This is a genomic window from Mesorhizobium sp. M4B.F.Ca.ET.203.01.1.1, assembly GCF_004791025.1.
Lineage (GTDB): Bacteria > Pseudomonadota > Alphaproteobacteria > Rhizobiales > Rhizobiaceae > Mesorhizobium > Mesorhizobium abyssinicae.
In genome coordinates this window covers 127721-140354 of sequence record NZ_SRUO01000015.1, presented here as the reverse complement: position 1 = coordinate 140354, position 12634 = coordinate 127721, and the positions used below count along the sequence as shown (strand labels likewise).

At 64.3% G+C, this 12634-nt stretch carries 12 protein-coding genes and 1 tRNA gene; 7 read left to right on the top strand and 6 right to left on the bottom strand.

Annotated elements, in window-relative coordinates:
* The first annotated feature begins 143 nt into the window (after positions 1–143).
* Genes EN846_RS26295 through EN846_RS26285 form a run of 3 tightly spaced genes read left to right on the top strand, consistent with a single transcriptional unit; the run spans position 144 to position 4685 of the window.
* On the top strand, positions 144–1568 hold the full coding sequence (locus EN846_RS26295; protein ID WP_128346994.1) for a family 16 glycosylhydrolase: 1425 nt from the start codon (positions 144–146) through the stop codon (positions 1566–1568).
* 13 nt (positions 1569–1581) lie between these two features.
* Positions 1582–3363, top strand: a complete 1782-nt coding sequence (locus EN846_RS26290) for a type I secretion system permease/ATPase (protein WP_135859408.1) — start codon at positions 1582–1584, stop codon at positions 3361–3363.
* A gap of 2 nt (positions 3364–3365) precedes the next feature.
* Positions 3366–4685 (top strand): HlyD family type I secretion periplasmic adaptor subunit, encoded by a 1320-nt coding sequence (locus tag EN846_RS26285; protein WP_127392563.1) that lies wholly within the window; start codon positions 3366–3368, stop codon positions 4683–4685.
* A 496-nt stretch (positions 4686–5181) separates the two neighbouring features.
* On the opposite strand, the gene EN846_RS26280 is transcribed toward EN846_RS26285, so the two are convergent.
* A complete protein-coding gene (locus tag EN846_RS26280) occupies positions 5182–5766 on the bottom strand; it encodes a sulfocyanin-like copper-binding protein (protein WP_127392564.1) in 585 nt (194 codons plus the stop codon).
* 278 nt (positions 5767–6044) lie between these two features.
* Positions 6045–6129 (bottom strand) — tRNA-Leu (locus EN846_RS26275).
* Positions 6130–6357: 228 nt separating this feature from the next.
* Here EN846_RS26275 and EN846_RS26270 point away from each other — a divergent pair.
* Positions 6358–6948: a YqaA family protein gene (locus EN846_RS26270; protein ID WP_127392565.1), complete on the top strand. Its 591-nt coding sequence runs from the start codon at positions 6358–6360 to the stop codon at positions 6946–6948.
* A 200-nt stretch (positions 6949–7148) separates the two neighbouring features.
* Positions 7149–7667, top strand: a complete 519-nt coding sequence (locus EN846_RS26260) for a disulfide bond formation protein B (RefSeq protein WP_127392566.1) — start codon at positions 7149–7151, stop codon at positions 7665–7667.
* Between the two features lie 156 nt (positions 7668–7823).
* On the opposite strand, the gene EN846_RS26255 is transcribed toward EN846_RS26260, so the two are convergent.
* Positions 7824–8381 carry an HNH endonuclease gene (locus EN846_RS26255; protein WP_010911702.1) on the bottom strand — a complete coding sequence of 186 codons (558 nt, stop codon included), beginning with the start codon at positions 8379–8381 and terminating at the stop codon, positions 7824–7826.
* A 216-nt stretch (positions 8382–8597) separates the two neighbouring features.
* Entirely contained in the window at positions 8598–9239 is a 642-nt protein-coding gene (locus EN846_RS26250) for a DNA-3-methyladenine glycosylase (RefSeq protein ID WP_127284370.1), read from the bottom strand.
* Positions 9240–9336: 97 nt separating this feature from the next.
* Here EN846_RS26250 and gluQRS point away from each other — a divergent pair, with 97 nt between their 5' ends.
* Positions 9337–10212, top strand: coding sequence for a tRNA glutamyl-Q(34) synthetase GluQRS (gene gluQRS, locus EN846_RS26245; RefSeq protein ID WP_127392567.1), 876 nt, complete (start codon positions 9337–9339; stop codon positions 10210–10212).
* Positions 10213–10352: 140 nt separating this feature from the next.
* Here the strand turns inward: gluQRS and EN846_RS26240 are convergent, their stop codons facing one another.
* Positions 10353–10667, bottom strand: a complete 315-nt coding sequence (locus tag EN846_RS26240) for a hypothetical protein (RefSeq protein WP_245493400.1) — start codon at positions 10665–10667, stop codon at positions 10353–10355.
* Between the two features lie 159 nt (positions 10668–10826).
* Between EN846_RS26240 and EN846_RS26235 the strand changes: the two genes are divergently transcribed.
* The gene (locus tag EN846_RS26235) at positions 10827–11744 is read left to right on the top strand and encodes a DMT family transporter (RefSeq protein WP_128346460.1); all 918 of its coding nucleotides are present in this window, start codon (positions 10827–10829) and stop codon (positions 11742–11744) included.
* Here the strand turns inward: EN846_RS26235 and EN846_RS26230 are convergent.
* Positions 11714–12565 carry a YihY/virulence factor BrkB family protein gene (locus EN846_RS26230; protein ID WP_127284367.1) on the bottom strand — a complete coding sequence of 284 codons (852 nt, stop codon included), beginning with the start codon at positions 12563–12565 and terminating at the stop codon, positions 11714–11716. The genes EN846_RS26235 and EN846_RS26230 overlap by 31 nt on opposite strands.
* Positions 12566–12634 lie beyond the last annotated feature (69 nt).

The window sequence follows — 12634 nt, the reverse complement described above, 5'->3', positions numbered from 1 at the left end:
ATCGGCGGAAATGACAATTTTCCCTGTACTATATGGTCATTCCTTGGAACGATAATTTGAACTACAACGTTGGTCCGTAAGCGGTCGCTTGAACTCCCATCGAGCGGCTCGAACAGGCCGGCATTCCGAGGAAGGATCGTCCGATGACCAGTGTCGTCAACGCCAAAGGCATTCCCCTTCCCTACACCGGCGCTTCCACCCATTGGTACTCCGCAACCGGAGCCGGACCGGAGCTGCGCGGCACGTCCGGCAACGATTCATTCTGGGGCGACACCAGCGTCAACGTCACCATGTATGGCGGCGCTGGCGACGACTATTACCACCTCTATTCGACGATCAACCGGGCCGTCGAGCTGCCCGGGCAGGGCATCGACACGATCGACACCTGGATGAGCTACAAGCTCCCCGACAATTTCGAGAACCTGGTCGTCACCGGCGCCAACAAATATGCCTTCGGAAATTCGCTCGACAACATCATCAAGGGCGGCACCAGCAGCCAGACGTTTGACGGCGGCAAGGGCAACGATGTCCTGATCGGCGGCGGCGGCGCCGACACGTTCATCATCACCAAGGGCAATGGCAGCGACCTGATCGCCGATTTCGGCGCCGACGACACCGTTCGCCTCAACGGCTACGACTTCATGTCGTTCGACGACGTCAAGGCGCACATGATCCAGTCGGGGCCGAACCTCCTGCTGAACCTCGGATCGGATGAGGTGCTGGTGTTCAACAACACCACCGTCGACAAGCTGTCGGCCGGCCAGTTCGATCTGCCGATCGACAAGTCCGGCATGACGTTGTCCTTCTCCGACAATTTCAACACGCTCAGCCTTCACAACAGCCAAGGCGGCACCTGGGATACCAATTTCTGGTGGGGGCAGCCGAACGGCAGCACGCTCACCCAGAACAACGAGCTGCAATGGTATATCGACGCCAACTACGCCCCGACGAGCTCGGTCCATCCGTTCAGCATCAACAACGGCGTGCTGACGATCACCGCCGCACAGGCGCCGGCCGACATCAAGCCGCTGATCAACAACTATGAATACACCTCCGGCATCCTGACGACGCACGACACCTTCTCGCAGACCTATGGCTATTTCGAAATGCGGGCCGACCTGCCGGAAAACACCGGCGCCTGGCCGGCCTTCTGGCTGCTTCCGGAAGACGGCTCGTGGCCGCCGGAGCTGGACGTGGTGGAAATGTACGGCCAGAGCCCGAACGCGCTGCTGATGACCGCGCACACAAATCAGACGGGGACCCACACCAAGGTCGGGTCGACGGTGAATGTGTCCGACACCGACGGCTTCCACACCTACGGCCTGTTGTGGACGCCGGACAAGCTGGTGTGGACCTATGACGGCGTGCAGGTGGCGGAGGTGGCGACGCCGTCCGACATGAACAAGCCGATGTACATGCTGGTCGATCTCGCGATCGGCGGTCAGGCCGGCGCACCGCCGGACCATCTCGCCACGCCGGCCGAAATGAAGATCGACTATATCCGCGCCTACACGCTGGACGATTTGCAGCAGAGCCACCTGAGCACGACAGGCGAACACACTGTCTAGGCGGACCGGCGCCATGTCCCGGGGTCATGATCCGTTGGTCGATGCGGGAAAGGCCGGAAGCTCGAGCCTTCGTGCGGTGTTCGTGCGCGCCGTCACCGATGTCGGCCTGTTCTCGCTGCTGATCAACATCCTGCTGTTGGTCATCCCGCTCTATTTGCTGCAGGTCTATGACCGCGTACTGCCCTCCTCCAGCGTCGAGACGCTTGCCTATCTGTCGGTGATCGCCGTTCTCGCGCTCGCCTTCCTCGGCTTCCTGGACGCCGTCCGCGCCATCTACTCGCAGCGCATTGCAGCCACCGTCGACCGGACGCTGGGCGCAAGCACATTCGCCGCCTCGCTCGGCGCCAGATATGCTGGCGGCCTGTCGCCGCTGCGCGATCTTGCCTCGGTCTGCGCCTTCATCAGGTCGCGCGGCGTGGCGGTGCTGTTCGACCTTCCCTTCGCGCCCGCCTTCCTCGCTCTGCTCTATCTCATCCATCCGGTGCTGTTCTGGCTGACGCTCGCCGGCGCCGTGCTCTTGCTTCTCCTGGTGGTGGCGAACCAGCTTGCGATCGGCAGGAACGATGCCTTGTCCGCCGAGCGCTCGGCGCTCGCCAGCCGGGCCGAGCAGGCCTTCGAGCGCAATGCCGAAACGCTGCGCGCCATGGGCATGATCGAGAACGCCGCCCGGGTCTGGGGACGGCACGTCGGGGAAGCGCTCATCCTGCATGACCGCTCCTCGAGCGCCAACGCGATTTTCAGCGGCGCGTCGCGGGCGCTGCGCATGATGCTGCAGCTGGCGATCCTCGGCGCCGGCGCCTGGCTGGTGCTGCAGGGACAGATGACGGCCGGCATGATCTTCGCCTCCTCGCTGGTGTCGTCGCGCGCGCTGCAGCCGCTCGACCAGTTGATCGGATCCTGGCGGCAGATCGTCGACGCAAGGCGGGCGTGGAAGCGGCTGGCGACAGCGCTTGCGGCGCATCCGGCGAAAGCGCGCAAGCTCACCCTGCCCGATCCCTCCGGCGCGATCTCCGCGCAGGATGTTTTCTTCATCGCGCCGAATACCCCGCTAGGCGCGGAGCCCATCCTCAAGCGGCTGAACTTCCAGATCGGCGCCGGCGAAGCGGTCGCCATCGTCGGCCCGAGCGGCGCCGGCAAATCCACGCTGGCGCGATTGCTTGTCGGTGCCGCCCAGCCGACCGGCGGCTCGGTGCGGATCGACGGCGCTGACCTCAGGACGTGGGACGAAAACCAGCTAGGCCGGCACATCGGCTATCTGGCGCAGGAGGTGGAGCTCTTTCCCGGATCGATCGGAGACAATGTCGCCCGTTTCGACCCTGAAGCGGCCGACCCGGCGATCATCGCGGCGGCAGGGCGCGCCGGGGCGCATGAGCTGATCCTGGCGCTGCGCGACGGCTACCAGACCGTGGTCGGTCCATCGGACAGGACGCTGTCGGGCGGCGAGCGCCAGCGGATCGGCCTGGCGCGCGCCTTCTACGGCAATCCGCGCATCCTCGTGCTGGACGAGCCCAGCACCCATCTCGACGGCGGCGGCGAGATGGCGCTCGAGGCGGCGCTTGCCGCAGCGCGGGCAGCCGGCGTGACGACGATCGTGATCACGCATCGTCCTTCGATCGCCGCGGCCTGCGACCGCGTGATGCTTTTGCGCGGCGGCGTGATCGAGGCTTTTGGTCCGAGCGGCGAGGTGCTGCGGCAGCCGGTGACCGGCAAGGGCCCGGCCGCACAGCCGAACACGGTGGTGACCGGATCCTTCGCCTCGACCATCCGTCCGCACAGCATCCGCTTCGGGTCCTAGCCATGGCCGTCGGGCGCCTCACCCTCGAAACGCAGCCCCGCACCGACTTCCGGCGCGTGGCCTTGACTGGCTACGCGGCGACAGCGCTGCTGGCCGGCTGCTTCGGCTATTGGGCCGTGAGCGCGCCGCTTGCCGGCGCGGTGATCACGCAGGGCACGATCGCGGCGACCGGCGGCAACATCCTCATCCAGCATTCCGAGGGCGGCATCATCAATCAGTTGCTGGTCCATGAAGGCGACCGCGTGCGGCAGGGTGAGCCGCTGATCCTGCTTGATCGAACGGCAGCGCAGGCCGACCTCAACCGGCTGACGAGACAGTCGATAGCGCTCAGGGCGAGTGCTGCACGGCTGGAGGCCGAGCGCGACGGACTGGACGGGCTGGCGCCGATCATCGGCGCCGCGCCGGTGCCTTTCCAGCAGGACTTCGAAAATCTGGTGCGGGAACAGCGGAAGGAATTCGCCGCCAGGCTCGCCCGCTTCCGCTCGGAACAAGCGATCCTCGCCCAGCGTGTCGCCATGCATCGCCAGTCCGTCATTGGCTTGAACGCCCAAAAGCAGGCCGTTCAACAACAGGCCGAGGTGGTGAAGAAGGAGCTTGGCATCAAGACCAGCCTGCTGGACCAGGGCCTCACCAATCGCACCGAATATTCGCAGCTTCTGCGCTCGCAGGCCGATCTCGTCGGCCAGGCCGGAGCGCTGGAAGCCAATCTCGCGGCGGCCAACACGCAGATCGTCGAAGCCGAGCAGCAGATCGAGCGGGCGACCACGCAGCGCGTCGAGGAGGCCCTTACCAAGCTGGACGAGGTTCGCACCAATCTGGCCGACATCGAGGAACAGATGCGCGCCGCCGAGGCGGTGCTTCAGCGCACGACGATCAAGGCGCCGGCGGCGGGCATCGTGGTGTCGTCGACCTATAATTCCACGGGCAGCGTGATCGCCCCCGGCGAAAAGATCATGGAGATCCTGCCCACCGCGTCGGGTCTCATCGTCGATGCCAAGCTGCGGCCGAAGGACATCGACGACGTGCGTGTCGGTCAGCCGGCGAAGCTGCGGTTGGCGGCCTTGAACACGCGGCTGACGCCGGAGGTCTCGGCCGCCGTGACGCAGATTTCCGCCGATCGGCTGATCGACCAGGCGACGCACGAGCCCTATTTCCGCGCCAGGCTGAAGATTGCCGACCAGCTGCCGCCCGGCGTGAAAGCGGAGCAGCTTTATCCGGGAACGCCGGTCGAGGCGTTCATCAACACCGGCGACCGGACCTTCTTCGAGTATCTCGCCCGGCCAATGCTCGATTCCTTCGCGCGTGCTTTCACGGAGCGGTAGGTTTGCCGGCCGCAGATCTTGCCCGCACCGGGGCATTGCGGCCCCCTCCTTTTACCGCGCTGAGGCCCGCTGACCCGAATTGTCTATCCGCGCTAGCTCAAGCGGGCGATTTGGCGGCGGTCCATATCGGCTACAAATGACCTGTCGCTTGACGCTGGGGTCATTGGGTGGGCACCCGTCACCGGGTGGGCACGTACGTCAGGCCAGGTGTGCGGTTGGGGTTACGGAAGTCGCAACGTTTTGAAGCTCCGTCCCCGGCCGCACCTTGAGACATCCGCCCGGCTGGCCCCGGGCGGCATCAGCCGTCGTAAGACTGACAGGCCCCCAAAGCTCGCCTGTCAGGGTCCTGTCATTGCCCAGTCGCCATTTGGTTGTGCTGCCACCCGCGAAGGCAGCTCAAGGCAGCGGGGACCAACCCCAAGCCCCCCACCCGGTCCCCGCTGCTCAAACCGCCGTCAACGGTGCCCAGTCAGGCTGCAGCGACGCTCGCGCGGATCTATGGACGTCCCGGGGGCTGCTCCTGCGGAAATTGATCTTCATGGACGATTGCCGCGGCCCGTTCGAGTTTGCCTTTCACCTCGAAACCGATCCAGTGTCCGTCCATCAGGTGTGTCTGTCTCGGACAGGCGAGGAAATAGCTGCCTGTCTGCTGCGCAACAAAGTTGAGCTGTCGCTTCTCATTGATTTTGATCCCCTCCAGCGGGGTGGTGTACGCTCCCCAGATCGCATCCTCGGCCTTCAACTTCACTGGCATCTCCGACTGGGCATAGACTCTGGCCACCATCAGGCCGTGCCAGAAATTCGAGGAGCCATTGATGAAATCGATCTGCACCGACCAGTCTTCCGGCACGATGATCGTGAGATTGCCGCCCCAGTAGCCGTTGAAGTCGATGATGTCGGTCCGGATGTTGTCCCTGCGGTACCGCTCGATCTGGTTCCAGTCGGCTACGATCTCGATGGCCACCTTCTTGGCCGCGGGATCGTTTTTGATCCAGCTTGGGACGAAAGGCTCCCCAGCCAGTGCAATTCCAGGCGACAATCCCAAGGCGAAGACGAGGGCAAGGTGGGCAAAACGCGCCATCGCGAGGTTCCTCCCAAGCGTGGTGCCCGAGTTGACCACAATCGCGGTCGACCGGGCCTATCCCTTGAGGACCAGAATACCATCACAACAAGAACCCCACCGGCAAACCGCGCCTGCTGCAGCGGAACAAAGCCGTCCTCGCCGGAGGCGGTCAACTATGATCAAGCTCGGGCGTTCAGGTGCGGTTCTTGGAACATCTCCCGCGGGGTCTGCTCGACCTCGCTATGCACCTCTCGGGAGTCCAGGTCCTTGAAGGTCTTGCAACGACTGGCGGTCAATGGTGCCCCTAGCCGGGATCGAACCAGCACTCCTTGCGGAACTCGATTTTGAGTCGAGCGCGTCTACCAATTCCGCCATAGGGGCTCAGGCCGGGCGGCCTGGATGGGCGCGGACTATACGGTTGCGGGCCTGTTCGTCAACTGGCGAGTTTCCCGATCCGCACTGCCCGCGACCAAACTTCACCTTTCGGTTTCGTGAAGGTGCTGCCATTGTGCGGCGCGGAAAATCTTTCTAGACAAGCGGCGCGCCGATGCATGTCGCCCGACATGCCGGGCCCAGAGCCTGAAGGGCGGCGAAATCACAGGAGAGCCGATGCTTCGCGGACTTTACGACTGGACGCTCTCGCTGGCAGCGCGCAAATCGGCCGAATGGTGGCTGGCCTTCATCGCCTTCGTCGAAAGCTCCGTCTTCCTGGTGCCGGCCGACGTGCTCTATCTGCCGATGGCGCTGTCGAAGCCGGAGCGCGCCTATCGCTATGCCTTGATCGCCACCGTCGCCTCGGTGCTGGGCGGCATTTTCGGCTGGTTCATCGGCCACTACGCCTATGAGGCGGTGGCCAAGCCGATCCTCGAATTCTACGGCAAGTACGACGAGTTCGAGGCATTGCGGACGTCTTCCGGCATCGGCTTCATCATCCTGATGCTGATCACCTCGGGCGCCGCGCATTTGCCGCCGATCAAGGTGGTGACGATCCTGTCCGGCGTCATCGGCGTCAATCTGCTGCTGTTCATCGGCCTTGCCATCGTTGCGCGCGGCGCCCGCTTCCTGCTCTTGGCCTGGCTGCTGCGTCGCTATGGCGAATCGATCAAGGAGTTCATCGAGAAGCGCCTCGGCATGATCGTCGGCGCCGGCGCCGCTGCCCTTATTTTGCTCTATATCCTCGTCAGATACGCCCACGCCTAGCGCAATTCCAGGAAAAGTGCGTAGCGGTTTTCCGTCCGGAATTGCGTCAAAACAAATCTGGAGCCGGATGATTTCAGGACGAATCGACCTGAAATCTGAATCCGGCCCTAAAGCAAAGAGATAGAGCATGATGTCGCCCGAAAAGCGCTTCACACTTTTCGGCATCATGCTCTAGCGACCAAGCCAACGGACCACCTTCGATGACAGCGATCATGAATGCCGACACCGGACGCCAGCGGACGCGGGCGGCGCTGTTTCTCGCCGTCGCCATGGCCGCCACCCTCGGCTCGGCGCTCGCCTTCCAGTACATTGGCGGCTACATCCCCTGCCATCTCTGCCTGGAGCAGCGCACCCCCTACTACATCGGCGCGCCGTTGATGCTGCTGGCGGTGATCGCCTCGCTGCTCAAGGCGCCGGCGTGGCTGACGCGCGGCCTGCTTGGCCTCGGCGGCCTGCTGATGCTCTACGGCCTCTATCTCGGCGTCTATCACTCCGGCGTCGAATGGGCCTGGTGGCAGGGCCCGGCAGACTGCACCGCCGGCGCCGGCCCGGTCGACACCGGCGGCAAGGGCGTGCTCGACGCGCTCGACAAGTTCGTACCGCCCTCCTGCGACAAGGCGGCGCTGCGCATCCTCGGCCTGTCGCTGGCCGGCTGGAACGCCATCGCCAGCTTCATCCTCGCCGCTGTCGCCTTTCGCAGCGCGTTCGCGCGGGATTGAATTGAAGAGCGCAACACGGAGTTCGTCCAGAAATTCGCCAGCCCGGATTGGCTGGTGCGGCTTTCGAGAACCGGAGCGGAGCGTACTTAAGTACGTGAGCACCGGAAGCGCAGAAAGCTGCGGCAGACGGCCGGGCTCGCGGATTTGTGCCGAACTCTAAGGCTCCAGTTCGACATCCCAGTAGAGATAATCCATCCAGCTTTCATGCAGATGGTTGGGTGGGAACAGGCGGCCGTTGTTGTGCAGGTCGTGCACCGTCGGCTGATAGGGCTTTTGCAGCGGCCACATCTTGGCATGCGCCGGCATCATGCCGCCCTTCCTGAGGTTGCAGGGCGAGCAGGCGGCAACGACATTCTCCCAGGTCGTGGCGCCGCCGCGATGGCGCGGGATGACATGATCGAAGGTCAGGTCGTCAGGCGTGCCGCAATACTGGCACTGGAAACGGTCGCGCAGGAAGACGTTGAAGCGGGTGAAGGCCGGATGCCTCGACGGCTTCACATAGGCCTTCAGGCTGACGACACTGGGCAGCTTCATCGAGAAGGTCGGAGAGGAGACGGCATGCTCGTACTCGGCGACGATGTTCACCCGGTCGAGGAACACCGCCTTGATGGCATCCTGCCATGACCAGAGCGACAGCGGGTAATAGCTGAGCGGACGGTAGTCCGCGTTCAGCACCAGTGCTGGAAGCCCATCCGGAGATACGGCAACCGTCACGTCGTTGACCTCCTTGGCTCCGCGCATGACCCCGAAAATCGAAAGGATCATGCGCAACTTCAAAAGTCTTACGGCGTCTTTTTCGCATCCAACCGGATGCGCGGCGCCGTAACCGATCGGCGCGGATACTGTAAGCCCGACATGACAGGGATGTGAAGCGGATTGTCGCGCGCCCGAAATGTCAAAAACGCATGATTTTAGGGCTTTTTTACGGATTTACGCCGGTGGCGCGGCGTCCCTGCCCCGCGTCTCACGGTAGTAGGCCCAGAAAAGCCGCGACGCGACACCTCGCCACGGGCTCCATGATTCGGCGAGGCGGATAAGCGTTTTCTCCGGCGGACGCGGGTCGATGCCCAGCGCGTGGCCGACCGCGCTCTGCAGCGCGACGTCCCGCGCCGGGAAGACGTCGGGATGGCCGGCGGCGAACAGCAGGTAGCATTCCGCCGTCCACGGACCGATGCCGGGCACCGCCGTCATCGCCGTGATCGCCTCATTGGCATCGAGCCGGCAAAGATGATGGAGGTCGAGACCTTCGGCGACAGCGCTGGCGACAGCGATCAGGCCGCGCTGCTTCGGCCGCGACAGCCCGGCCTCGCGAAAGATGTCCTCGCCGGCGGCAAGCACCGCCTCCGGCGTCAGTGGATCGAGCAGCCGCACCAGCCGGCCGAAGATCGCGTCTGCGCTAGCGCGCGACACCTGCTGCGAGACGATGATCGAGGCCAGGCTCCTGAACCCAGGCTCGGAAAGCCTGAGCGGCACCTCGCCCGCCATGCCGCGCACCTTCTCCAGCCGCGGGTCGAGCAGGCAGAGCGCGTCCAGCCCTTGCGCGATATCGTCGAGACTGGCGATGCGTTGCATGCTTGCTTGTTTCCAGGACGCGCACGAAGTGGCAATTGATGGCCGTGCAAAGTAGCAACCGGCGAAAGCGCCGCACAACCCGATTGCCGCCAAAGAGATGACGCTGCTGACATTCCGCTTCGCGCCGAGCCCGAATGGCGACCTGCATCTCGGCCACGCCTATTCGGCGCTGCTCAACCAGAGGTTGGCGGAGACGGCGGGTGGGCGTCTGCTGCTGCGCATCGAGGACATCGACACGACGCGCTGCACGCCGGAATTCGAAGCCGGCATCTATCGCGATCTGGAATGGCTGGGGCTGGAGTGGGAGCGGCCCGTGCGCCGCCAGTCGGACCATTTTGCGGAATACCAGGCGGTGCTCGACCGGCTGGTCGGCGAGGAGCTCGTCTACCCTGCCTTCATGAGCCGTGGCGAGATCAGGGCCTATATCGCCGACAGCGACAAGCGTGGCCGCGACTGGCCCCGCGACCCCGATGGCGTGCCGCTCTATCCCGCCATGGACAAGGCCTTGCCGATCAGCGAACGCAAGCGGCGGATCGCCGAGAACGCCCCCTTCGCCTGGCGGCTGGATATCGAAAAGGCGATGGCGCGTGTCTCGAGCGACCTGTCCTGGACCGAATTCAGCGATGCGACGCTAGGGGCCAGGCGGCGCATCGAGGCGCGGCCGCGCGACTGGGGCGACGTGATCCTGGCGCGGCGCGACATCCCGACCAGCTACCACCTCGCAGTCGTCGTCGACGATGCCCTGCAAGGCATCAGCCAAGTCGTGCGTGGCCAGGACCTGTTCCTGGCGACCAGCGTTCAACGCCTGCTGCAGGACCTGCTCGGCCTCGATCAGCCGGCCTATTTCCACCACCGCCTGATCCTCGGCCCTGATGGTCGCAAGCTGTCGAAGAGCCTTGGCGACACCGGCCTCGCCGCGCTCAGGCAAGCCGGCGCGTCGCCGGACGACGTCCGGCGGCTGGTCGGTCTCTAGGATTCTTCGAGGTGGGTATGCTGAGATTCAGGTCAGGCCGCCTGGCATAAGTGGTACGGCGTCCTTAGCGCGTCCAACAGGACGCACGGCGCCGTACAGGCACAGGAGCCTGCCGTTCGCAGGCCGGCCTCACCTGAATATCACCAACGCGCCAGGCCGGCCTTTATCAGCGCCATGCTGCTGATGAAGGTGAAGGCGCCGCCCAGGCCCCAGGCGACCGCGATCTTGAGGTCCCTGAGGCTGATGCCGTGTTCATTGGCGACGATCACCGCGAGGAAGAAGCCGGCCGTGAACAGCAGCGTGTTGCCGGTCGAGCCGAAGCCGTCGTCCTGCATGATGGCGTCAAGCGCGGTGCCGAAGAAGAAGCCGAAGACGGCGACGGTCGCAACCGTCATCAGCAGCCAGCTCGTGTCGAGATGCAAAAGCATGCCTGCCCATGGCGCGCTGAACGCCATGCCCCTTGATCCATCGACAACTTGTCGGTTGCCGTGGCGCCCTATGTTGAATTCGGATGAGCTTATGGATCAATCGTTTCGTTTTGATTGCCGGATTGAACGGCATTAGAGCAATCTCGCTAGTCACCTCTTCACGAAGCAACAGGCCCTTCCCCGAACATGCACAGCATCAAGCGGTTCATACCCGCCTCTTTCGTCGTCCTTTGGGCGACCGGCTTCATCGGCGCGCGCTATGCCATGCCCTGGGCCGAGCCCTTCACCTTCCTCGCCGCGCGCTTCATCCTGGCCGCCATCCTGCTCGCAATTCTGACGATCGTGCTCGGCTCGAGGAGGGCGAGTCGAGCCGAGGCCTGCCATGCCGCGCTTGCCGGCGTGCTGATGCACGGCGTCTATCTCGGCGCCGTGTTCTGGGCGATCCACAGGGGCATGCCCGCCGGCTTTTCGGCGCTGATCGTCGGCCTGCAGCCGCTGATTACGGCGGTGCTTGCCGGCAAGTTCCTCGGCGAGGCGATCCTGCCGCGCCATTGGACGGGCCTCGCCGTCGGGCTCGTCGGCGTCGTCATCGTGCTGTGGCCGAAGCTCGGAGCCGTTGGCGGCGGCGTCACCGCCGCCACGCTGACCGCCTCACTGATCTCGGTGCTGGCCATGAGCGCCGGCACCGTCTGGCAGAAGCGCTTCGCCTCCGGCGGCGACCTGGTGACGGCGACGATGTGGCAGTATGTCGGCGGCGCCGCGCTGATGGCGCTCGCCTCGCTCGCCTTCGAGACGCGCATCGTCACCCTCAATGGCGAGCTGATCTTCGCCATGGCCTGGCTGGTGCTGGTGCTCTCGATCGGCGCCATCTTCCTGTTGATGGTGATGATCCGCGACGGCGAGATGTCGAAGGTCGCCTCGCTGTTCTACCTGGTCCCGGCGGTCACCGCGGTCATCGCCTGGGCGCTGTTCGGCGAGCATCTCAATCTGCTGCAGATCGTCGGCATGGCGATCGCCACGCTCGGCGTCGGCCTGGCGACCGCGCGGCGGCCAGGACATGATCCGGAACAGGCTCAACTGACGCGGGCGCGCGCCTCGAGATAGCGGCTGATCGCGGCATTGAGTTCGCCGCCGAGGATGAAGATCGCCGAGACGATGTAGAGGAAGACCACCGCGATCATGATCGAGGCAAGGCCGGCATAGGTCGTCACATAGGACGAGAAATGGTCGAGATAGGTGGCGAAGATGGTCGAGCCGATCAGCCATGCCGCGAGCGTGAAGATGATGCCCGGCACGATCGAAAGCAGGCGGCGCTTGCCCGCCGGCAGCCAAAAATGCACCGAGAACAGGCCGATGACGATGACCGTCGAGGCGATGACGTAACGCCATAGCGTGATCGTGCCCATATAGGGCCTGATCCAATCGAGATGGGCCTCGGCCAGCCGCGCCAAAAGCGGCGCGAACACCAGGAGCACGCTGATCGCCAGGAAGCAGGCGGTGGCGATCAGCACGAAGATGATGCTCTGCACGCGACGATAGATGATGCCGCGCGTTTCCGACACGCGATAGGCGCGGTTGAGCGAGGTGCGCAGCGCCTCGATGCCGTTCGAGGCGAAATAGGCGGCAAGCAGCACGCCGTAGGTCAAAAGGTCGGTGCGCCGCACGGTAAGCACGTTCAGCACCTCGCGCGCGATCGGCTTGGCGATCTGCTCCGGCCAGGTGTCAAAGACGAGGTGCACGGCGGTGTCGGCGAAGGCCTGCGCGCCGAGGAAGCTCGCCAGGGTCGTGGCGAAGATCAGAAACGGAAACAGCGCCATCAGCGAGGTAATCGCCAGATGGCTGGCCATCGCCCAGCCGTCATCGGTGTTGAAATGACCGATCGCGTCATAGAGCACGCGGCGCAGGGCGACGATCTTCCGCAACACGTACCGCGTTCCCTTCGATTGTCTCGACGCCGCGAATATGGGAAGTGAATGCGGCAAATGGCAACCCTA

What these genes read in the sequence shown, in the direction of transcription:
- EN846_RS26295 (WP_128346994.1), top strand. Translation starts at nt 144, where the DNA reads ATGACCAGTGTCGTCAACGCCAAAGGCATTCCCCTTCCCTACACCGGC.
- EN846_RS26290 (WP_135859408.1), top strand. Translation starts at nt 1,582, where the DNA reads ATGTCCCGGGGTCATGATCCGTTGGTCGATGCGGGAAAGGCCGGAAGC.
- EN846_RS26285 (WP_127392563.1), top strand. Translation starts at nt 3,366, where the DNA reads ATGGCCGTCGGGCGCCTCACCCTCGAAACGCAGCCCCGCACCGACTTC.
- EN846_RS26280 (WP_127392564.1), bottom strand. Translation starts at nt 5,766, where the DNA reads ATGGCGCGTTTTGCCCACCTTGCCCTCGTCTTCGCCTTGGGATTGTCG.
- EN846_RS26270 (WP_127392565.1), top strand. Translation starts at nt 6,358, where the DNA reads ATGCTTCGCGGACTTTACGACTGGACGCTCTCGCTGGCAGCGCGCAAA.
- EN846_RS26260 (WP_127392566.1), top strand. Translation starts at nt 7,149, where the DNA reads ATGACAGCGATCATGAATGCCGACACCGGACGCCAGCGGACGCGGGCG.
- EN846_RS26250 (WP_127284370.1), bottom strand. Translation starts at nt 9,239, where the DNA reads ATGCAACGCATCGCCAGTCTCGACGATATCGCGCAAGGGCTGGACGCG.
- gluQRS (WP_127392567.1), top strand. Translation starts at nt 9,337, where the DNA reads ATGACGCTGCTGACATTCCGCTTCGCGCCGAGCCCGAATGGCGACCTG.
- EN846_RS26240 (WP_245493400.1), bottom strand. Translation starts at nt 10,667, where the DNA reads ATGGCGTTCAGCGCGCCATGGGCAGGCATGCTTTTGCATCTCGACACG.
- EN846_RS26235 (WP_128346460.1), top strand. Translation starts at nt 10,827, where the DNA reads ATGCACAGCATCAAGCGGTTCATACCCGCCTCTTTCGTCGTCCTTTGG.